Source organism: Ochrobactrum sp. PL_is483 (assembly GCF_055816855.1).
In genome coordinates this window covers 234,876-255,530 of record NZ_JBVPGS010000036.1, presented here as the reverse complement: position 1 = coordinate 255,530, position 20,655 = coordinate 234,876, and the positions used below count along the sequence as shown (strand labels likewise).

Annotated in this window: 20 protein-coding genes; 7 read left to right on the top strand and 13 right to left on the bottom strand. The window is 61.2% G+C overall.

Going from position 1 to position 20,655, the window contains the following annotated elements; genetic code table 11:
• Positions 1-114: 114 nt before the first annotated feature.
• The 7 genes from AC0TNJ_RS12940 to AC0TNJ_RS12910 form a co-directional block, all read right to left on the bottom strand.
• Positions 115-1,233 carry a replication initiator protein A gene (locus tag AC0TNJ_RS12940; RefSeq protein WP_473771364.1) on the bottom strand — a complete coding sequence of 373 codons (1,119 nt, stop codon included), beginning with the start codon at positions 1,231-1,233 and terminating at the stop codon, positions 115-117.
• 11 nt (positions 1,234-1,244) lie between these two features.
• Positions 1,245-1,526, bottom strand: coding sequence for a helix-turn-helix transcriptional regulator (locus tag AC0TNJ_RS12935; RefSeq protein ID WP_473771363.1), 282 nt, complete (start codon positions 1,524-1,526; stop codon positions 1,245-1,247).
• 134 nt (positions 1,527-1,660) lie between these two features.
• Positions 1,661-2,293: a DUF2285 domain-containing protein gene (locus tag AC0TNJ_RS12930; RefSeq protein WP_473771362.1), complete on the bottom strand. Its 633-nt coding sequence runs from the start codon at positions 2,291-2,293 to the stop codon at positions 1,661-1,663.
• The gene (locus AC0TNJ_RS12925) at positions 2,208-2,432 is read right to left on the bottom strand and encodes a transcriptional regulator domain-containing protein (RefSeq protein WP_473771361.1); all 225 of its coding nucleotides are present in this window, start codon (positions 2,430-2,432) and stop codon (positions 2,208-2,210) included. Before AC0TNJ_RS12925 ends, AC0TNJ_RS12930 begins: the two co-directional genes overlap by 86 nt.
• Before the next feature lie 133 nt (positions 2,433-2,565).
• Entirely contained in the window at positions 2,566-2,829 is a 264-nt protein-coding gene (locus tag AC0TNJ_RS12920; RefSeq protein ID WP_473771360.1) for a DUF2285 domain-containing protein, read from the bottom strand.
• A 128-nt stretch (positions 2,830-2,957) separates the two neighbouring features.
• Complete coding sequence (locus tag AC0TNJ_RS12915) at positions 2,958-3,206, bottom strand: helix-turn-helix domain-containing protein (protein WP_473771359.1); 249 nt, start codon at positions 3,204-3,206, stop codon at positions 2,958-2,960.
• 316 nt (positions 3,207-3,522) lie between these two features.
• Positions 3,523-3,924: a single-stranded DNA-binding protein gene (locus AC0TNJ_RS12910; RefSeq protein ID WP_473771358.1), complete on the bottom strand. Its 402-nt coding sequence runs from the start codon at positions 3,922-3,924 to the stop codon at positions 3,523-3,525.
• A 724-nt stretch (positions 3,925-4,648) separates the two neighbouring features.
• Between AC0TNJ_RS12910 and AC0TNJ_RS12905 the strand changes: the two genes are divergently transcribed.
• The 6 genes from AC0TNJ_RS12905 to AC0TNJ_RS12880 all read left to right on the top strand — a co-directional run bounded on the left by AC0TNJ_RS12905 (position 4,649) and on the right by AC0TNJ_RS12880 (position 10,911).
• Positions 4,649-7,570: an autotransporter family protein gene (locus tag AC0TNJ_RS12905; protein ID WP_473771357.1), complete on the top strand. Its 2,922-nt coding sequence runs from the start codon at positions 4,649-4,651 to the stop codon at positions 7,568-7,570.
• A gap of 9 nt (positions 7,571-7,579) precedes the next feature.
• On the top strand, positions 7,580-8,074 hold the full coding sequence (locus tag AC0TNJ_RS12900) for a DUF6065 family protein (RefSeq protein ID WP_473771356.1): 495 nt from the start codon (positions 7,580-7,582) through the stop codon (positions 8,072-8,074).
• Positions 8,043-8,429 (top strand): transposase, encoded by a 387-nt coding sequence (locus AC0TNJ_RS12895; protein ID WP_473771355.1) that lies wholly within the window; start codon positions 8,043-8,045, stop codon positions 8,427-8,429. Before AC0TNJ_RS12900 ends, AC0TNJ_RS12895 begins: the two co-directional genes overlap by 32 nt.
• Positions 8,426-8,776, top strand: a complete 351-nt coding sequence (gene tnpB, locus AC0TNJ_RS12890) for an IS66 family insertion sequence element accessory protein TnpB (RefSeq protein ID WP_473771354.1) — start codon at positions 8,426-8,428, stop codon at positions 8,774-8,776. The genes AC0TNJ_RS12895 and tnpB overlap by 4 nt, the downstream gene beginning before the upstream one ends.
• 93 nt (positions 8,777-8,869) lie before the next feature.
• Positions 8,870-10,408: an IS66 family transposase gene (gene tnpC, locus AC0TNJ_RS12885; RefSeq protein ID WP_473771353.1), complete on the top strand. Its 1,539-nt coding sequence runs from the start codon at positions 8,870-8,872 to the stop codon at positions 10,406-10,408.
• 68 nt (positions 10,409-10,476) lie between these two features.
• A complete protein-coding gene (locus tag AC0TNJ_RS12880) occupies positions 10,477-10,911 on the top strand; it encodes a winged helix-turn-helix transcriptional regulator (RefSeq protein ID WP_112441464.1) in 435 nt (144 codons plus the stop codon).
• Between the two features lie 124 nt (positions 10,912-11,035).
• On the opposite strand, the gene AC0TNJ_RS12875 is transcribed toward AC0TNJ_RS12880, so the two are convergent.
• Entirely contained in the window at positions 11,036-11,980 is a 945-nt protein-coding gene (locus AC0TNJ_RS12875) for an aromatic alcohol reductase (protein WP_473771352.1), read from the bottom strand.
• Between the two features lie 207 nt (positions 11,981-12,187).
• On the opposite strand from AC0TNJ_RS12875, the gene AC0TNJ_RS12870 reads away from it, so the two are divergent.
• Positions 12,188-12,583: a DUF6065 family protein gene (locus AC0TNJ_RS12870; protein ID WP_473771351.1), complete on the top strand. Its 396-nt coding sequence runs from the start codon at positions 12,188-12,190 to the stop codon at positions 12,581-12,583.
• A gap of 16 nt (positions 12,584-12,599) precedes the next feature.
• Here AC0TNJ_RS12870 and AC0TNJ_RS12865 read toward each other — a convergent pair whose 3' ends face one another.
• The 5 genes from AC0TNJ_RS12865 to AC0TNJ_RS12845 form a co-directional block, all read right to left on the bottom strand.
• Positions 12,600-13,532 (bottom strand): DUF2493 domain-containing protein, encoded by a 933-nt coding sequence (locus AC0TNJ_RS12865; protein ID WP_473771350.1) that lies wholly within the window; start codon positions 13,530-13,532, stop codon positions 12,600-12,602.
• A 328-nt stretch (positions 13,533-13,860) separates the two neighbouring features.
• Complete coding sequence (locus tag AC0TNJ_RS12860; RefSeq protein WP_473767956.1) at positions 13,861-14,898, bottom strand: DUF7146 domain-containing protein; 1,038 nt, start codon at positions 14,896-14,898, stop codon at positions 13,861-13,863.
• The gene (locus AC0TNJ_RS12855) at positions 14,899-19,248 is read right to left on the bottom strand and encodes a strawberry notch-like NTP hydrolase domain-containing protein (protein WP_473767957.1); all 4,350 of its coding nucleotides are present in this window, start codon (positions 19,246-19,248) and stop codon (positions 14,899-14,901) included.
• Positions 19,249-19,477: 229 nt separating this feature from the next.
• Positions 19,478-19,894: a hypothetical protein gene (locus AC0TNJ_RS12850; RefSeq protein ID WP_473767958.1), complete on the bottom strand. Its 417-nt coding sequence runs from the start codon at positions 19,892-19,894 to the stop codon at positions 19,478-19,480.
• A 65-nt stretch (positions 19,895-19,959) separates the two neighbouring features.
• Positions 19,960-20,526 (bottom strand): hypothetical protein, encoded by a 567-nt coding sequence (locus AC0TNJ_RS12845; protein ID WP_473767959.1) that lies wholly within the window; start codon positions 20,524-20,526, stop codon positions 19,960-19,962.
• Positions 20,527-20,655: the final 129 nt, after the last annotated feature.

Here is a 20,655-nt window from a genome sequence, read left to right as displayed (position 1 = left end):
CGCGGGCCGTTGCCGGTGCATCGCGACGGTAAGGCGTCGATGAGCGAGTCCACGCTTAACGGGGAATTCCGTTCAACGATTAAAGGAACGCGAGACCACGAGTTGAGGGACCGTTCAGTCATCTTCCGGCCCCCGTTCACGCTTTGCGAAAAGCCGAATATTTTGCGCGGTCAGACGACCGTCGGAGGCGTCGCCAGCGGCGTCGAGAAGCCGGTTTTCCCCAGGGCGCGCGCCTCTACAAAAGTTAGATTCAAGAGGGTTATATAAGTTAAGAGCCGGAATTCGTTTTTCAGGCCAAAGGCTTAACTGCTGTCCCTGCGTGCGAAGTACAGTGCTTGCTGCGTGCGAAGTACAGATAGTGGATGCGTTCGAAGTACAGGTGCCGTCCACACTTCTTCCACAGGCTTTCCACAGGCGCACAGGCTGGATACTGAGCAGCTCGCGGCCGTCCTCGATCTCGCGTGCCAGGCGATAGCCCGGCAGCGGCTGGCGCGCGATCAGCCGACGCATGTGCAGCGCGAAATCCGAAGGTCGTGCGAGCGACCCGGACTTCCTGTGAAGATGGGAAAACTCGAAGCGCCAGCCTTCCGGCTGGTGACCGGCATGTTTGCGGGCAACGCGGTAGAGCCAGCGTTCCAGTCCGCCACTGAGCCGGAAATAGGCCGGGTCTATCGCCAGCACCAATGTGCGGTCGATGACGCCGCGATAGAACCAGTCTGGCAGGACGAATTCCATGCCCTCGACGCGGCCGTCGTGCCGGGTGAGCATTTCCCATTCATTGATCCAGGAGAACTGATGCCGCCGCCATTGCTTGTCGTGACGGATGGTGGTGCGGATCGAGGTCGATTGCAGCCGGTCGAGCGCTCCCTTGAGCAGCTCGTAGGCGCGAATGCCTGTGCCGCGGCCGGTTGCGGTGAGAAGCTGGTAGGGTGTGAAACGCAGGAAGCGGGACGTGACGAGCCCGTGGTTCTGGGCTTCGACGATCTGGCTCGCGGCCCAGATGAGAACATCGGCGTCCCAGATGGTCGCCATGCCGTGTTCGGGCACTGCGAACACCTCGACTCGGACATCGCCCGATGCGTAGCGGATCGGAACGATCCTCTTGGCCTTGGCCAGCGAGAAGAACGGCCGTTCCATGAGATCCCGTTGATCGCGCGGGCTTGCATCGCCCGTTGCGATCACGAACGCATCGAGCTGGGCCCGCTCGGAGGCTGGTGGTCGATAACGCGACATATGGCCCGACCTCAGCGTGCGTAACGGCCGGAATGACCAGAAGATGTCAGGTCCTGCCTCTTGGCGGGCAGCACGCTGCCGCGCGGGTCCGAGGTCGAGGTGACCGTGCCCTTTTCGGCCCAGGCTTCCAGCTCATGGATGGTGTAGACCACGCGGCCGCCGAGCTTGCGATAGGATGGGCCGGTGCCATAGGTTCGATGCTTTTCCAGCGTGCGTGCGGACAGGCCGAGAAAGGCTGCCGCTTCTTTCGTGCGCAGGAAGCGGGGCGGTAAAAGAGCAGGATCGGGTCGCATGGGTGCCTCCGTGGTTTGCTGTGGAGCCGCTGGTTCGAAGCGGCGGACACAGGTCACGGTGGCGAAGAACGATCGCGCAGAGGGAGGGGGATTTCAGGGGTGCTAAATTCCCCCACCCTTGATCGGACAGGCGGCTACAATCGGCGGCGGAAGCGCAGGAGCTTGAGATAGCCGCCGCCGATCATCGCATCGCCATATTTGAGCAATTCGCTCACGGCGTCGCGCAAGGACGAGGTTTTCCAGTGTTCGGAAGCAACCCGCTCGACGCCATAGAGGACACCGGCGATCTCGCGCTGACTGGCATTATGCTGGCGTGCGTCGACCGCGCGGAACATGGATTTCAGGCGCCAGCGTTGCTGGTCGGTCATCCGCCTGTCGGCTGGAACCTTGTAGCCGAGGAATTGGCGCAGCAGCCGATCGAGCGCGGCCAGGCGATCCAGCCCGTCGCGGCTGATGGAAATGCGCGCTTCCAGCGGATCGTCCGGCCTGCAATTCGGATCGATGATGAGGTGCTGGTCGGGATTAAGGCTCCTGCGCAGAATATGCAGAGCCTCGGCGGCCGCTTTGGTTTCGTCGCCGAGAAATGTTCGGAGGGTTGCCTGGTCCTCCTCAACACTCCCGCCAGCAGCAGACAGGTGGAGCACGCCCGTATTGGCGTGTTCGCTCCAGAAGATCGGCTGGTCAGCGGCTGCGAGGCGAGGACGGGCGGCGAAATCGCAACCCCCAGCGGCGCTCCAGTTCCGCAGGTACAGGACGATCGAGCGCACCGCGCTCTTTCAGACCGGCATATTCCTTCTGATAGTTCCGGTTCCGCCTCAGGCATTCCCAGGCGATATCGTCGACACCTGCGTGATCCACGAAGTCGTAAGTCGACGCAACGCGCCAGAGTGATGTGTTGGGCTTCATGACACTCCTCCCGCTCAACAAGATACGTCAATCAGGACAGAGGATCGCGGCGAGTCGTCCACAGGGCAATAACCGCCCAGCGCAAGCCGCCTTGCGCTGGCGGCAATACGATCATTGCGGGCAGAAAAGGAATTCAGTTCGGCCGACCGAGCCGCAAGACCTTGTAGCCGTGCTCGCTCATCCAGTGCGCGCGCGCCAGATGGCTGTCATGGATCTTGCGCGCTCGTTCCGGCTCTGCCTCCGGGTCGATGCCGAAGAGCACTTCGACTGCCTCTTCCCAGCATGCCCCGTCGGCCTCGGCATCGAGCAGACGCACGTAGAGCTTGACATTCTGCCGGTCGTATTCGGTCAGCAGATCTCCGGTCGGCGCCTCGTCGAGAAAGGATAACGTGGTCATTCTACCTCCCGCTATTGGTGACGCATCCCCTAAAGCGATACGACATATAGCGCAACGAAGTGACGGGGAGACGGCAGAGAGCGACGATAGTTGTCGGAGAAGACGAGGAGCAAAAAAGGCGTCTCGTCCTACTTTTGCGTGTCCAATTGCGAAACATCGACCATCACTCCGATATGCGGGCCGGAATTGATAAAGACGATGCCTTCCGCTTCGAGCGCGCGACGCACCTGATCGGCGGTGCTTTCATAGACGCGCAGGCCATTGACTGACTCCATGCGCTTGAGCGCGGTGAGCGATATCCTGGCCCTGTCGGCAAGCATCTCCTGTGTCCAACCCAGCAATGCGCGCGCGGCTCGTGTCTGATGTGCGGTGATCATGCATGATCACCTCCCATCGGCACATAATCGGGCGCCACAACTACGGCTATAATAGTCGGAGTTGAGCCAAAATCCACCTGAAATGGACGGATCAGGTAGGGTTGCGTGGCGGTGCAACTCCGACTGATTCGGTCGCTTTATACCTGGAGCGATGACGGCTACCCTTCCCTGGGGTGAGTGTGAGAGGGGGCGGCAAAAGCTCCCTCTCATAGCCAGGTCTGCCGGTCGATCCGGTCTGGAGTCCCTGTTTCAGGGGAAGATTCGGCTCGAAACCGGAAAGGCCCGGCGGCTTTGGCCGCCGGGCCTGGGTTTCTGGTCAGAAGGGGATTTCGTCGTCGAGGTCGCGCTGGCCCTGACCGTTTTCGGTCTGCTTGGCCCGGCTGAGGAAGTCCACCGCCTCGGCGATGATCTCGCAGCCGTAGCGGTCATTGCCCTGCTGGTCGGTCCACTTGGTGTAGTGGAGGCGGCCGCGGACCAGGACCTTCATGCCCTTCTCGCAGTACTGCTGGACCGTCTTGCCGAGGCCGTTGAAGCAGGTGATGCGGTGCCATTCGGTGTCCTGAACCCGGTAGCCGTTCTCGTCGCGGACGACGTGGCCTTCGGAGTAGCGGGGACGCGAGGTGGCCAGGGTGAAGTTAGTGACGTTGGCGCCGCCCTGGGTGTTGCGGGATTCCGGGGACTGACCGATGTTGCCGGCGAGGATGACGATGTTCTGCATGGTGGTTCTCCGTTGCTTCGCGGAGGGACCATCCCTCCGATGATGCCCGGCCAAGGCCGTCGGGAGACATCTGCAAGTGCTGGCCAGCCAGCAGCCCGCCCCCAAGGCCCGGAGTGGAGCGGGCAGGCGCTTCAGCGCCAACACGGTCCGGAGCAGCGGGGGTTGCTGGTGGAAACAGAACGGACTTAGGGGATCAGTCAGGAGGAGGGATTGGTCTTTCAAAGAAGCCAAAGGACGAGGACAGCCAGCAGAGCCTTGCTCCTCATCAGCAATGCGAAGGATCAGCCTCCCCAGGTTGGCGGAAGCGTCATATTCACCGCGCGACCTGCTTCCTCCGTGGCTATCACTCGATCAGTGGCCAAGCGTTCAGTGGTGAGAGGCAATCGGGTTGCACCCTTAAGAGAGAGCCAGAATCGCTAAGCGGCCGCATCAGAAGCTGACGAGACCAAACGGAAAAGGTTGAGTGGTTCGGCCGGACCGAGACCAGAGTGAGCTCAATATTCTTGTGATATGGCAGCCACAGTCTGGAAGTGATTTCAGCAGCTCAGGAATTATCAACCTTGACGCATTCGACTGTTCAACGCAAGGTTTATCCACTGAGGCTCCCGCGCATTGGAGCGACGCGATGCACTTCAGACCAACTGTAGACCAGCGCGGAAATACTACCGGCGCTTATACTGCGGAAAGCAATAGGGGCCGCTCCAAGCGTTCGGCCGGCGCCGCGGTGAACCTTCATCTCTCAGCGCCTTGGTCAGCAGCGCACGGATTTGAGACAAGACGAAATTACCGTTCGGTTTTGCGCGCTCTGCTTCTTCAGTCAGTAGCCTCAGCAGCGCTGTTGTGCTTCGCCAAACCCGCCATTGCAGCCTGTGTTCTTGACGGTGATACTGTAACCTGCACCGGCAGTTCCGGCCCGCTTGTCATCCCGCCGCCGCCCGGTCCGTCAGTGATAGTTGACGTCTATGACTCGCTCAACGGTGGCATTAGCATAACCGGCCTACCCGACAGCTTCATCACCAACAATGGCAACATCAACGGCAATATAAACGTCACTGGCGGGGACAATTTCACTTTCGTGCAGAACGGCAGCTTCGGCGCGACAGCCATTACCGCGACGAGCACGGGAACCAACACGCTGTTCGTCAATCCTGGCCGTTCGGTCGGAGCCGTGACGCTGACAGGTCAGGACAATGTCATCGACAATAGTGGGGTGTTTAACGGCACCCTCAACCTGACAGCGACTGGCCAGAACAACATAACCAACCGGGCAGGCGCGCAGATCAACCAGATCACGCTCGATGCGCCGAACAATCTCATCAACAACAAGGGGACCATCAACAACGGGATTCTGTTCACCCAGGATGGTGCAAAGACCGTCAACAACTGGGCGGGAGGCATCATCAACGGCATAACCGCGACCGGGAACTCGTCGGATCATATTCGCAACGAGGGCCAGATCAACGGTGTCGTGTCATTGGGCGCCGGCAATGACTGGTATGTCAATCTCGGCGGCAGCGAGAACGGCAGTGTCGACCTGGGCGCCGGCAACGACACCTTCTACATGGAAGGGGGATTGATCACCAGTCCGGTCAATCTCGGCAGCGGCAATGACTGGGCCGCATTCCTGAATGGCACGATGTCGTCCGACTTTCAGGCGGGAGCAGGCGCCGACACGCTCCACTGGGCGGGCGGGACCATCACCGCCGGTGTGAACATGGGCGCTGACGACGATCACGCCTATTTCTATGACCTCAACCAGTCGCATCTGCTGACAGGTGAGAGGATCGCCGGTGGTACGGGCGCTGACACGATGACGTGGCGAGGCACTACCAGAGACGGGGTCTATCGCTTTGTCGAGTGGGAGTTGATTGAGCTCACCCGTGGATCGCAGATGATCTTCTCGGACTATTCCACGCTGACCCTTGGCGATGGCGGCACCGGAACGGGCACGCTCGCCATAGATGCCACCAGCCGGGTTTCAGCGGGGAACGGTACCCACACAGTTGCCCCGGCCACAGGAGGGCAGCTGGTCAACGTCTACAATGCCGGCGTGATCGACCTGACAAATGGTCCTGCAACAAGCACCGACCGTTTCGTCATCATGGGCAACTATATCGGCCAATCGGGCAGCCTCAACCTCCAGACTTATCTGGGGGACGACAATTCACCGTCCGATCAACTGGTGATCCGGGGAAATGGCGCCCGCGCGACGGGAGACACCCAGCTCTATGTGACCAATCTGAATGGGCCCGGTGCGCAGACATCGGGCAACGGCATCAGGGTGGTAGACGCTGACCTGGGGAGCGGTGCGACCACGGATGCTGGATCATTTGCCTTGGGCGCACCGGTAGGGGCAGGTATTTTCGAGTACGAACTGTTCTACGGTGGAATCGGTGGTGATGCCGCCGACAATGACTGGTACTTGCGCTCGCATATCAATGAGCCGCCATCACCTCCACCCCCGCCTCCTCCACCCCCACCTCCGCCGCCGGAACCTCCGCCTCCTCCTCCCCCGCCGCCGCCTTTGCCGCCGGCGCCGCCGCCGCCGGCTCCGCCACCTCCGCCGCCGCCTCCACCTCCACCACCACCGCCGGGGCCACCCCCGCCGCCGCCACCTCTGCCGCCGGCACCCCCGCCGCCAGCACCTCCGCCCCCACCGGGACCGGAGACACCGCTGATCCGTCCGGAGATACCCGGCTATGTGGTTGCTCCGGCCATGGCGCAGCGCATGGGAATTGCCGCGATTGACAAGTTTCATGCCCGGCAGGGCGACGAATTTCTGTTGAATAGTTTCGGGACGACGCCCGGCGCATGGGGAAGATTTTTCGGTCGATCATCCGATCAAAGCTGGTCTCCCGCGATCGGCGGCATGGACTTCGCGCTTGCGCCGAGCCTGGATAGCCATATCTGGGGTATCCAGGCAGGGCTCGATCTGCTGGGCCGGGAGACCGATAGCGGCGCGCAAGATCGCCTGGGCGTATTCTTCACCCATACACAAGCCAGCGGTGATACCTTCGGCAATACTCTAGGCGTGCTGCAGAGCGAATCCGGTAGGGTCAACCTGGAAGGAAACGGTCTTGGCGTCTACTGGACCCACATAGAGCCGCAGGGCTGGTATCTGGACGCCGTGGCCATGGCTACCTGGCTGCGGGGAGGCGCGACATCGGATCGAGGCATCGGTGCTGATATCTCGGGCAGTTCGGTTCTTGCCTCACTCGAAGGGGGCTACCCTTTTGTGCTGAGTGATGACTGGACGCTTGAACCACAAGCGCAATTGATCTGGCAGCATATCGACCTGAACGACACGAGCGATCCGTTTTCAAGCATCGACTACGATGCATTTCAGAGCGTGACCGGAAGATTGGGTATGCGGCTTGAGGGCAACCTGACGGTGAACGACGTTCCGATACAGCCGTTCGTCGATGTCAATCTCTGGCATGACTTCTCCTCAAGCAGCACTGTCACGTTTAACGACAGGCCGGTGCGGACCAATCTGAACGGTACTTCACTGGAGTTCGGCGGTGGCGTAGCCGTACAGGCCTCCGAAAACGTCAGTGCCTTTGGCGCCTTGAGCTATAGCACCAACCTCAGCGGGTCAGGTGCTGGCGGCTTTGGTGGCAATTTTGGCCTGCGGATCAAATGGTAGTCATGAGGCATGGCTGATCTGACGGCGTATGTCATCGACGGTCATGACATCCGGATTCGTCCGGCACCGCTGGAGCGGTCCTGGATGGATCAAAGCGATCAGCGATTTGCCTATAGGTGCCTGCCGCTGAACATAGCCAATGCTCATGGCTGGGAGATTCTGTGTCCCACGGCTTTCTCTGCCATCTGGGACAGGCAAAAAGGTGTTGATGCCATCGGTGTGAGGACAAAACGGGACGGTGCTCCGGCACCTGCCATCAGCCACTTTGGCACCGGCATATTGACCTTTCATGTCCCATGCCTTTTCCGAACGGACCCGGGCATGGACCTGTTCGTCACTGGTCCCGTCAATCGGCCCAAAGATGGCATCGCGCCTTTGTCTGGGATTATCGTAACCGCTGTTTCGGCCCCACATTTTCTCGCGCTGTTTGATTTGCGAAGGGCTTTTCATGGATGGATGAAGGAGTTTCCCCATGGGGCCTACGGTGGAGTTTCTCACCCCTGAGAAGAGTATTAGCGGGGGAAGCAATAAATGGACGCCGGAATTCAAGGCCAGACTGGTCTCAGAAACGCTTCGGCCTGGTGCCCGTGTGGTTGATGTGGCGCAGCGTTATGGTGTTCGAGCAAACAGATTATCTATGTGGCGAACGCTAGCCAAGCGCGGTCAACTGGTTTTGCCAGCACCGGAAGACGGAATAGAATTCGCAGGGTTGGTGATCAGCGAGCCCTTGGCGGAACAACCGGGCTCTGACACCAGCTGCGTGGAGATATGCATTGGTTCCGTGACAGTACGTCTTGAATCGGGTGCGCCGATTTCGCATATTGTTGCAGTTGCACGTGGACTCGCAGTCTCATCATGATATTTCCTTCCAATCGGGTGCGGATCATGGTGGCGACAAAACCTGTCGATTTCCGCAAAGGCCATGACGGCTTGGCTTCGTTGGTGAAGAACGAATTACGCAAGGATCCGTTTACAGGAACTGTATTCGTCTTTCGCTCGCGCAAGGCCGATCGGCTAAAACTGATCTACTGGGATGGCACAGGTATGGTTCTGGCTTATAAGCGTTTGGAAGCCCATACGTTCAGCTGGCCAGAGATCCAGGATGGGCTGATGTCGTTGAACCATGCACAGTTTGAGGCTTTGTTTGCTGGGCTTGACTGGCGACGTGTGCGCGCAGTGGAGGTGAGAGCGCCGATTACGGTTTAATAGCTATTGAGCACCTGTCTCATAGCTGCGGCACGATGACTCTGACAGCATAATCCTCAAGCATATCAAGGCCGGATTTGGTAAGTTTGGCCCATGCTGGATGCCTCTGATCTTCCCAATGATATTGCTGAGTTGAAGGCGCTTCTGATTGCAGCAACAGCGCTCGGTCTTCGTAAAGATGATCGCATTGCGCGGCTGGAGAAGCTGGTTGCAGCCTTCAAACAGGCAGCTTTTGGACGTAAGTCAGAGAAGATTAATCCTGAACAGTTTGATCTTGCCCTGGAAGATCTGGAAACAGCCATTGCGGCGATCCATGCAGAAGATGAAGCGGATACAGCTTCCACCAAGCCTGCATCAAAGCCACGTGCCATCAATCGCGGTTCTCTTCCAAAGCACCTGACGCGCATTGACGAAGTGATCGAGCCGGAAAGTCTGATTTGCGCCTGCGGTGGTTGCATGCATTGCATTGGCGAAGATGTTTCTGAGCGACTGGATGTGATCCCTGCGCAGTTTCGCGTCATTGTCACGCATCGTCCCAAATACGCATGCCGCGCTTGCACTGATGGTGTTATGCAAGCACCCGCTCCAGCGCGACTGATCCCGTCAGGCTTGCCGACAGAAGCAACAGTCGCGCATGTGCTGGTTTCCAAATATGCGGACCACCTTCCGCTTTATCGGCAGGCCCAGATTATGGGCCGTCAGGGCATCGACATAGATCGCTCGACACTGGCTGACTGGGTGGGACGGGCAGCCTTTGAGCTGCGCCCTGTCTTTGATGCGCTCATTGCTGATCTGAAGCGATCAAACAAACTCTTCATGGATGAGACACGTGCACCGGTTCTTGATCCGGGATCAGGCAAAACCAAAACCGGATATTTCTGGGCTTTGGTGCGGGATGACCGACCATGGGGCGGCAATGCCCCGCCCGGTGTTGCCTTCACTTATGCTCCGGGACGATCTGGGCAATATGCCGAACAGATATTGAAGGGCTTCAACGGTATCCTGCAAGTGGATGGCTATGCAGGCTACAATCGACTGGTCACGCCAGATCGTATTGGTCAGAATATACAATTGGCTTATTGCTGGGCTCATGCGCGCCGTAAGCTTATTGAGACTACGCGCACAGGCTCGTCCCCGATTGCTGAAGACGGTGTAAAGCGGATCGGCGAACTCTATAAGATCGAGACTGAATCGCGTGGTCTCAATCCAGAAGCCCGGCTCGCAGTTCGTCAGGCACAATCAAAGCCGCTGATCATCGATATGCAAACATGGCTTGCGCATCACCGCGCACGCGTATCGGCAAAAGCCCCATTGGGCGAGGCGTTGAAATACATCGCTAAATACTGGGACGGCTTATGTCTGTTCCTGTCTGACGGTCGCGTCGAGCTGGATAACAACAGCGTCGAAAGAACAATTCGGCCAATAGCATTGAGCAGAAAAAATGCATTATTCGCAGGCCACGAAGCAGGCGCTCATAACTGGGGCATGATCGCTTCACTGATCGAAACCTGTAAACTTAATTCAGCTGATCCGCAAAAATGGCTGACCAGCACGTTAACTGCAATCGTCAATGGACATAAACAGAGCGAAATTGGACAATTGTTGCCATGGAATTATCTCGGCAAGGTCTGATTGCAATGCCACACAATATACCGGGATTTCTGGTAAAACGAAACGAAGGACATACCAGAGGCAAAGTAATGACCAGAGAAGAAATCCTTAGCTATTCTCAAGCTGTTTGCGATGGCCTTCGCGAGGATGAAGACGGGGTGAGACGTGAGGTTCTGACCCACGCAGGAAATAGGTGGTCGCTTGGCGTCATTCACACCCTGGGCGTTTACGGCAGGCTTCGGCACGCAGATATTGGAAGACGAATGCATGGCGTCACCCAACGGATGCTAACTCGCACTCTGCGCCAACTCGAAAGAGACGGCCTCGTCACGCGCTACGATCTCGTAGAGATGCCGCCGCGGGTAGAATACGAACTAACAGAATTGGGAATGGGTCTTCTAATTCGTATGATTCCGCTGTGGACATGGGTCGTCGAAAACTCGGAGGAGTTTCGAAAGTCCCGCGAGGGCTTTGATTCGCGTCTGCCAGAGAAGCCGTCCTGGCAGACGCCTTGGAAATCTTGACACAGACGCCGTCGCTCAGTGATTGCCGTAGAAATTGGTACGACCCTGCTGACGATGGAGTTTCTGACAAAGCTTGACGGGGAAGCGAGATTATAGCGCTTCCCCATCGCTCCGTTAAGCCCCGTCACTTGGCCGTCAGGTTAGCGTTGATCCAATCGGAAACATCAGTAACCTTGATGCCTTCACGTACGTTGAACGTGCCGGCCTTGTCCCATGACATGCCACGCCCGATACCGAAGGCCGCTCTGTACTTACGCATCATGTTTTGGGGGTCGTTTGCCAGTTCTTCCATGAGAACCGGAACCGTCCATTCGGAACGGCTGAAGGGTCGGTTCAAACCCGCCTCAAGCTTGTCCGCAAGCTGGCCATAGGTGACCGTATCGCCCGCCAGGAAGACAATCTCGTTGGTGATGGTCGGCTCATAGAATACGATTTCCGCAGTGAGCACGCCGATGTCGTCAGGCGTCGTCACCGTGACGGCATTATCGAAGCTGCCAAGGGCTTTGACCGCGCTTTTTTCAAGATCGACGACACCGAACTCAGGCTCGAACAGATAACTCATGAACATGCCGGTGGAGATGATCACCCATTCGGTCTTGTTCTGCGAGCGAAGCAGTTCACGCACATCGAGCTGCGCGTCGAAAATGTCCTGTGGACCACCTCGACCGATTGCTTCGAAATCAACACCGAACTGCCAGGGGAAATAGCGCGGGATTCCTGACTGCAAAGCAGCCTTCGCAAGCTTCATCGGCGTATTGATCCCAGCCGCATATCCCGTGCAGCCGATGACGGTGTCATACTGCGAGAACAGAGATGCCAAATCATCAATCGAGCTCTTCACCAGATCGCCTACGACGATCTCAACCCCCAAGTCTCGAATTTCAGCGATGTCGCGCTGCTTGGCTGATGAGTCAGACTCTATGGCGGTGGCTCGCAACAAGACACTTATCGTTGCGCCATCAATGTCCTTTGCGCGACGGGCCAGATTGCGCAGGACCGGCATGCCGAGTTCTCCAGCTCCTAGCACGAGGATATTCCGGGACTTCACGTTTGAAGCTGTTTGATCCATAGTTTTCAATCCTTCAAAAATTCAATGTTGCTACTACTTGGCAAGGAGCGAGCACGAAGAAAAGAAGGCACACGGATGATACTGCAGCAAACCTGAGGGCGGACAAGGACGAACTGGATCGGCGGATGGGATGTCCGATGTTGGCGCATTCAAGCAATCAAATTCACGGTGGCAGTTATCGGAACAGCCTGTCGCGCTTAGTTAAATGTGATAGGCAAACACCGCTTTCGGATTATCGAAACCGACTGGTCACCCTACACCTTCACAATGAACTGGCAGTTCACGCGGCCGGGGCAAAGAATAGATTTCGAGGAGGATGAGCCTTTCTGTCATTTCTTCCCGGTCGGGCGAGGCCATCTCGAGAGTGTGATGCCTGCGATCCGCAAGCTCTCCGAGCATGCCGAACTGGAGGGAGAGCATCAAGCTTGGTCCTCAAGCAGGAACGATTTCAACACCAACCTAAATGATCCTACCTCGGATGCCGTGCGCGATCGCTGGCAGAAATCCTATTTCAAGGGCATCTGTCCCTCCGGGAAGCCTGGGACAGAAGGACATCGCAGCCGGCTTAGGCTACGACCATTTACGCCGGTACGATCAACCTAACCTATGTGGCGGCGCTTTACGCGCCGCCCTCGAACTTGATGACCGGGATGCCGAGCTTGCGGGCCTTGTCCGCGAGGTTCTCCTGGATGCCCGTGCCCGGGAAGACGATAACGCCGACCGGCAGGACGTCGAGCATGGCGTCGTTGCGCTTGAAGGGCGCCGCCTTGGCGTGCTTGGTCCAATCGGGCTTGAAGGCGACCTGAGGAACCTTGCGATTGTCGGCCCACTTAGCCGCGATCAGTTCTGCGCCCTTCGGCGATCCGCCGTGCAGCAGCACCATGTCCGGATATTTGGCGTGGACCTGATCGAGCTTGGCCCAGATCAGCCGATGGTCGTTGAAGTCGAGACCGCCGGTGAAGGCGACCCTGGGACCGGCGGGCAGCATTACCTCGTTCTCCGCCCGACGCTTGGCGGCGAGGAAGTCACGGCTGTCGATCATGGCCGAGGTCAGGTTGCGGTGGTTGACCATCGACCCGGAGCGCGGCCGCCAGACCGTTCCGGTGTGGCGTTCGAACTGATCGGCGGCGACGTCGCGGAAGAGCTCCATGCTGTTGCGCCGCTCGATGAAGGTCTGCCCCTCTGCCGTCAGCCGCTCCAGCTCGACGGACTTCACCTCCGAGCCGTCCTGTTCGCGCTGGCTGTTGCGCTGGGCGAGCTCGTTGTCGTCCAGCTCGCGTTCGATGCGGGCGGTGGCGCGGTGGAAGAGATTGACGGTCGACCAGAGGAGCTCGTCGAGGTCGGGTTCGAGGCGGGTGTCGGCCAGGGTGGTGATCAGGGCGTCGAAGATATCAGCGACAGCGCCGGCGACGGCATTGCCTTCGGGGAGCGGCCTTGCGTCCGGTTCATCCTGGAACGGACGGTAGCCATAGAGCTGGAGCTCGGTGAGGATGTGATCGGTAGGGGATGAGGAGTGGAGGGGCTCGAAACCTGCAACTTCGTAGTCGGTCATGGTGTTCGCCTTTGTCGGACTGACCGCGCCCATCGCGGCCTTCGCAGGCGACGAAGCCCACGGGCGGGACGGGCTGGCAGCGCTCGCGCTCGCGCGAGGGCCTTGATGGCCGGGTCCGGCTAATTTGCTTCGCGATGCAAAGGCGGGGCTCGTCCCCGCCGGCGGAAATTAGCCGGACGCGGCCATTGCCTAACCGGCCCGTTTGTGGGCCGATCGCCCTCTCAGAAGGCCGTGGGCGGCGGCCTCTCCGACATCACATGGTGACATTCTGATCGATACGGCAGGTCGGGTTGCTCCGCGCCTCTTCCCCGGCGGGACCGACGCATCCTCACGCCGCGAGAAACCGGCTGACGTCTTCAGGAGCGATCTGAACCCGCAAGTCCGCCCGCAAGGCGTCGATGCCGAACTGGCGCAGATCCTCGTTGAAGTCCCCGAGCACCGGCGACAGGACAATCGCCTCGATCCCGACGCTCCTTGCCCGCTCGACCAGGCTGTCTCGCGCGCCATTTCCCGCCGGATCGGAATCGCGCACGATATAGAGCCGCCTTAGCGACGGCGGGAACAGGATGGCGGCAAGGTGCGCCGCCGAGAGTGCCGCCAGCATCGGCATGCGGGGAAGACCCGAGCGGGCCGACAGCACGGTCTCGATGCCTTCGCCGGCCGCCAGGACGTCCTGCGCCACTCCGAAACGGACGCCGTGCCCCAGGAGATCGCCCATCGCGCGCCGAGGCGTTTCGACAGGGGCTTTGTCGCTGCCGTCGGGCAGGAGCCAGGTGCGATGGACGCCGGTCAGGGCGCCGTCAAGGTCGGTGACGGACGCGATCATCGCGGGCCAGGTCTCGGTCGGGCCGCCGTCTTCTGGACGATAGTAGCAACGCGGGTGTAAGCGGAGGCTGCCGGTTTCGTGCAAAGCCGTAATCGCACGGTTCCGTAGATGCGTTTCCACGATTGTACCGGCAATCGGCTGCGCCATGGCGAACAGACGCCGTGACGCCTCCGGCGATCCGGCCGGCGCTTTCCCCGGGCGGGAACGGGGAACCGGATCAGGCTCGGGCCTTGGCAGGCTGAGGAAGAGGCGGGCTTCTTCGGCCACGTCCTTGAAATCGACAAGGCCGCAGCTTTCGCGGATGACGTCGAGCAGATCGCCGTGTTCACCTGTGGCGGCGTCGGTCCATTTACCGGCAGCACCCTTGCCGGTTTCGGGGCCGATCAGGCGTACGAACATGGAGCGACCCGCCGTGTTCTGTACGTCCCCGACCAGCCAGTAACGTCCGGCGCGATGGCCGTTCGACAGATAGCGCCTGCACACCGCCTCGGCCTGCTGGCCGAGGCGGATCGCCAGTTCGGAGGCGTTGTGTCGGGCCATTTACGCCGCCTCCCGTTCCCCGACGCGCTGAACGGGATAGCGCTCGAGGACTTTGGCGAGGATGGCAGGGCCGGAGCCGTCGATCGGCACGAACATCCGCAGCTTCCACGAGATGATCTCGTGGAAGAGGCCGTAGGCCCGCAGCCGGTCCCGCATTGTATCGGTGAAGCCGGACAGCTCGATGCGGTTGGCGCCCATGACGCGGCTGCGGCGAAGCTGTAGGCCCTCTGTGAGGTCGAGGATGGTCTTGCCGTCCATCAGAGCCGTGAAGGCCTCGTTCGGCGCCAGCGTCGACGTGCCTGTGGCGAGTGCACCCGCGACCCAGGCGGGCGAGACGCGGCGACCGACGATGCGCTCGCCGTCATCGGTCTGGAGCCGATAGACGCGGGTCGATTCATTCGGCAGCCGTTTCCAGATCGGCAGCAACAGCCCGCTGACGACGTGGATGGTGCTGTCGACGAACTCCGGCACCTCGGCCACTTCCGCGTTCCAGGCCGAGGCGAAGTCCGACGGATCGGCTTCGACCCAACGGGTCTCGCCCATCATCTTGACCGGCACGTTATGGGCCTCCATCGGCCGGATCAGGCGGACTCGCCGCTCGATCTCGCCGTCATCCAGCATGACGCTGGTGGTCGGGATCTGGACAGCGGCGCGGCCTGAGCGCTCGTTGATCAGCAGCTTCGCGCGAGCGTCGCTGAGGTGATCGAGCGCCTCGGCAAGCGTGAGCGGGCGGTTGCGCTCGCGCTGGGTGATGGTCAGCAGCCGGGCTTCGGCGCCGGTGCCGGGATGGACATGGATCGTCTGTCGGTCGGTGACGACGAAGCTCTCGGCGCGGAGCGTTTCCAGCCCGACATCGTAGCTGCCGCTGGCGATGGCCCCTTCGATCTTCGCGTTGAGAAGCTGTTCGAAGGCGGTGAACAGCACGCCCTGCAGCTCGATGGTCAGCGCCAGGAGGCGGTTGAGGAAGGTGGTGATGGGCGGCAACTCATCCTTGATGCCGGTATCGTCCATCAGCTTGAGGCCGGTGGCGTCCTCGAACATCTGGAGTGAGCAGCCTTCGACCTTGCCGCGCACGAGCAGGAGATAGAGCTGGCGGAGCGCATCGCGGGCGTAGTGTGATTCCAGATTGTCCTCGGGCCGGAACAGGCCCTGACCGCCGGTCTGGCGCTGGCCGCGGGTGATCGCGCCCAGCGTGTCGAGGCGGCGGGCGATGGTCGAGAGGAAACGTTTCTCGGCCTTCACGTCGGTCGAGATCGGCCGGAACAGGGGCGGCTGCGCCTGGTTGGTCCGGTTGGTGCGCCCCAAGCCTTGGATGGCGGTGTCGGCCTTCCAGCCCGGTTCCAGCAGGTAGTGGACGCGCAGCCGCTGGTTCTTCGCGCCGAGATCGGCGTGATAGGAGCGCCCGGTGCCGCCGGCGTCGGAGAAGATCAGGATGCGCTTCTGATCGTCCATGAAAGCGGCGGTTTCGGCGAGATTGGCCGATCCCGCCCGGTTCTCCACAACGAGACGATCAACAGCGCCAGGGCTGGTCTTGCGAACGATGCGGCGCGAACGCCCCGTCACTTCCGCCACAACATCCGCTCCAAACCGCTGGACGATCTGGTCGAGCGCGCCCGGTACGGGCGGAAGAGAAGCGAGCTTCTCGATCAGACGGTCGCGGCGGGCGACAGCCTCGCGGCTCTCCACCGGCTGACCGTCACGAAAGACGGGTCGCGACGACATATTGCCCTCGGAGTCGGTGAAGGGCTCGTAGAGTTGTACCGGGAAGGAATGGGCGAGATAGTCGAGGACGTACTCGCGAGGCGTTATGTCAACACGGACGTCGCTCCATTCCTCGGCCGGAAGCTCGGCCAGGCGGCGTTCCATCAAGGCTTCGCCCGTGGAGACGATCTGGATCACGGCGGCATGGCCGTCTTCCAGATCGCGCTCGATCGAGCGGATCAGGGTCGGCGTCTTCATGCTGGTCAGCAGATGGCCGAAGAACCGCTGCTTGGCCGACTCGAAGGCCGAGCGTGCGGCGGATTTGGCCTGCCGGTTCAGCGTGCTCGAGCCGGTGTCGCCGCCGGTGATGTTGGCGGCCTGCATGGCGGCGTCGAGATTGTTATGGATGACGGCGAAGGCGCCGGCATAGGCGTCATAGATGCGGGTCTGTTCCGAGGTGAGCTGATGCTCGACGAGATCATATTCGACGCCGTCATAGGAGAGCGATCGGGCGGTGTAGAGACCCAGCGCACGAAGGTCGCGGGCGAGCACTTCCATGGCCGCGACACCGCCGGCCTCGATCGCCTCGACGAACTCCGCCCTGGTGGAGAACGGGAAGTCCTCGCCGCCCCAAAGGCCGAGCCGCTGGGCGTAGGCGAGATTGTGGACGGTGGTGGCGCCGGTGGCCGAGACATAGACGACACGGGCATTCGGCAGGGCGTGCTGAAGGCGCAAGCCTGCACGGCCCTGCTGCGAGGCGGCGACATCGCCGCGTTCACCCTTTCCGCCCGCGGCGTTCTGCATGGCGTGGCTCTCGTCGAAAATGATCACTCCATCGAAGTCGGAGCCCAACCAATCGACGATTTGTTTGACGCGGGAAACCTTCTCGCCGCGCTCGTCGGAGCGTAGCGTGGCGTAGGTTGTAAATAGGACGCCTTCCGACAGGCGGATGTCCTTGCCTTGCGGGAAGCGAGACAGCGGCGTGACCAGCAGGCGCTCCATCCCGAGCGCCGACCAGTCGCGCTGGGCGTCCTCCAGCAGCTTGTCCGACTTGGAGATCCAGACCGCCTTGCGGCGCCCTTGCATCCAGTTGTCGAGGATGATCCCGGCCGACTGACGGCCCTTGCCCGCGCCGGTGCCGTCACCGAGCATGAAGCCGCGGCGGAAGCGCACGGCGTTCGGCGCATCGTCCGTCGCGGCCGAAACCAGGTCGAAGGTCTCGTCGACCGTCCAGGATCCGGCGAGGAAGTCCGCATGGGCTTCGCCGGCATAGATGACGGTCTCAAGCTGGGCGTCCGACAACAGGCCGTCGGTGACGAGGTTGGCGGGAAGACGCGGCCGGTAGCTCGGCTTGGGCGGCGCCACCGAGGCCATGGCGGCGGACTGCACCAGCTTGGTCGGGTGAGCCTGAGAACCGGGAATACGGATCGCCTGCAATCCGTATTCTTCATAAATCGCATCCGTGATCCGGCCGCCTTCGGCCGGCGTCCAGTCCACGGCCTCGTAGGCGAGCTCAACGCCTTCGGGCTCCGCGAGAGCGCGAGCGGGAGCGGATGCGGCGGCGCGCGCGAGATAGCCGCGAACGGTGCGCGGCGCCGTGGGTGCAGCGATCGGAACCGAGACCGAGGCGTCGACCGGCAGGCGCGCCGGGACATGTTCGCCGATCCAGCCGATCAGGGTGGCGACATCCGGAGCAATCCCCGGCGAGACTGGAAACGCGGCCGGATCGTCGGCAGGCAGCTTGTCGATGACGGTAAGGCGGGTGTCGATCGTCGTGCCATGCTTGGCATAGATTGAGCCGTCGATGGAGGCCGTGAACACGACGCGACCATGCTCCTGGAGCCGGACGAAGGCGTCCCGCCAGGCCGGCGCATCGGGGGCGAAGTTGGAGCCGGTGATCGTGACCAGCCGCCCGCCATCAGCCAGGCGCGCCAGCGCCGAGGCTACATGGCGATAGGTGGCATCCGCCATCCGACCGGAGACATTGGCCATGACCGAAAAGGGAGGGTTCATCAGGACGACGGTCGGGACGATGCCTAGATCGAGGTGATCATTGATCTGGGCGGCGTCGAAGCGGGTGATGGGAACGGCCGGAAAGAGGTGGGAGAGAAGATCGGCGCGGGTGTCGGCCAGCTCGTTCAGCACAAGTGATCCGCCGGCGATCTCGGCCAGGATGGCGAGCAGGCCGGTGCCGGCCGAGGGTTCCAGAACCCGGTCGGCGGGCGTGATGGCGGCGGCGTTCGCGGCGATCAGCCCGAGCGGGATCGGCGTCGAGAACTGCTGGAAGGCCTGGCTCTGCTCGGAACGGCGCGTGTGAGTGGGGAGCAAGCCGGCGATCCTCGCTAGCAGCGGCAGGCAGGCCGCCTGAGAACCGGCTTTACGGAACAGCGCCTTGCCGTATTTGCGCAGAAACAGAACGGTCGCCGCCTCGCAGGCTTCATAGGCGGTCTTCCAGTCCCAGGCGCCGGCGGCGTCGGAGGCGCCGAAGGCGGTTTCCATCGCGCCGCGCAGGGCGGCGGCATCGACGCGCTGGCCGCGCTCGATATGGGGAAGAAGGAGAAGCGCTGCATGGTGAATGGCGGAAGGTGTATCGACCGCAGGGATATCGGAGACATCTGGAAGGCGGGCGGCGGCGGAAGCATGGGTCACGGGATGAGCCTCGGGAGAGCGGGAACGGGTCGAGCCGCGCAGCGCTCTCTCTCGACCGCACCGGCTCAAATCCGTCCCGGCCACCCTCTGGCTTTCAACGGAGCGGGCATGGCCGAAATGGAAATCGCGTCCCGCCGTGAAGCGGGACGCTCGAAACCATCATGCTCGGGCCTCGTTCTTGGCTCCATCGGGCAGTTCATGCAGGCGATAGACGGTGGTTCCGGCGATCTCAGGCATCGGATTCGCCTGCGTCCAGCACCTCGGCGAGCCAGCCATCGGTATAGGTCCAGGCGATGGTCTCGCTGGTCGCCAGATCCAGAACATGGGCACCGCCGCCGAAGGCGTTGATGCGGGCTTTCGAGGAGGTGTTCGCGTATTGAAACCCCCATCTGCCGCTCAGCCGGAATTCCCTGGCGCAGAGTTTGACGAACTGGATCAGGCGTTCGGGATCGCCGGTCCCGTCATCGCGCATCCAAAGTTGAGTGCCGCCGAATTCGGGCTCGATGGACAGCAGGAAGCCATCAGAAGGCGGCTCTTCCGTTGCCCCGTCTTTGGACAGGCGAATGTAGAGCTCGAGCGCACGGGCTGCATTTTTGGGCGTGCGGACATTGAGCAGGCAGGAGAAGTGGGTGAAATAGTCGGGCATGTCAGGCTCCAGAAAGGACACTGCCCGGCGGGTGGCCGGGCATGGATTGGGGATGTGGTTGGAGGTCAGGCGGCCTGGAGGAGTGCCGCACGGGCAGGCCCGCGCCAGACCTTGTCGACGAGCCGGCCTTCGAGAACACTGGCGGCGAATCGCAGACGCCGCGCCGCGTCGGCATTTTCCAGACCTGTTTGGGCAATGGCCTCGCCCCGCAGGCGGCTGGCTTCGGCTATGACCATGCGGGCCTCGCCGTCGGACTTTACTGGCTCACACCACCGGATTCCCTTCGCGCCGATTTCACCTGCCGCGACAAGCCGTCCTTCGCGATCGATGACGGTGACGACGCGCGGCAAAAACCGAACCGCGTCCCCCGCACTGCTTTCGATATCGTCGTGTGCGATGCGGATTTCGGTGGCGATGATCGCGTCTTGCAGCGAGCCGCACTCGCCGAGACCGACGGTGCGATCGAAGGAGATCGGTTCAGCCTCGGCATCGTCGTCAACGAAGGTGGCTGTCCCGCTCACGGCGACGCGAAGGGGGAAGCGGGCGGCGCTGCGCAGGTGAGCGACCAACTGGTTGAGTGCGATCTTTTCGACAGGTGTGAAGGTGGCGGCGTGTGGTGTGCTGTGTCGCATGAGGATGACTCCGTGACAGGCGGCGGAAGCCTCTCTCCCGACCCTCGTCCCATCACGGCCGTGACCTCCGCCCTCTCACTCTTCTGGCGATGGTTGCCGAAACGATTGCTTCGGTTCCTAAGGGCGTGG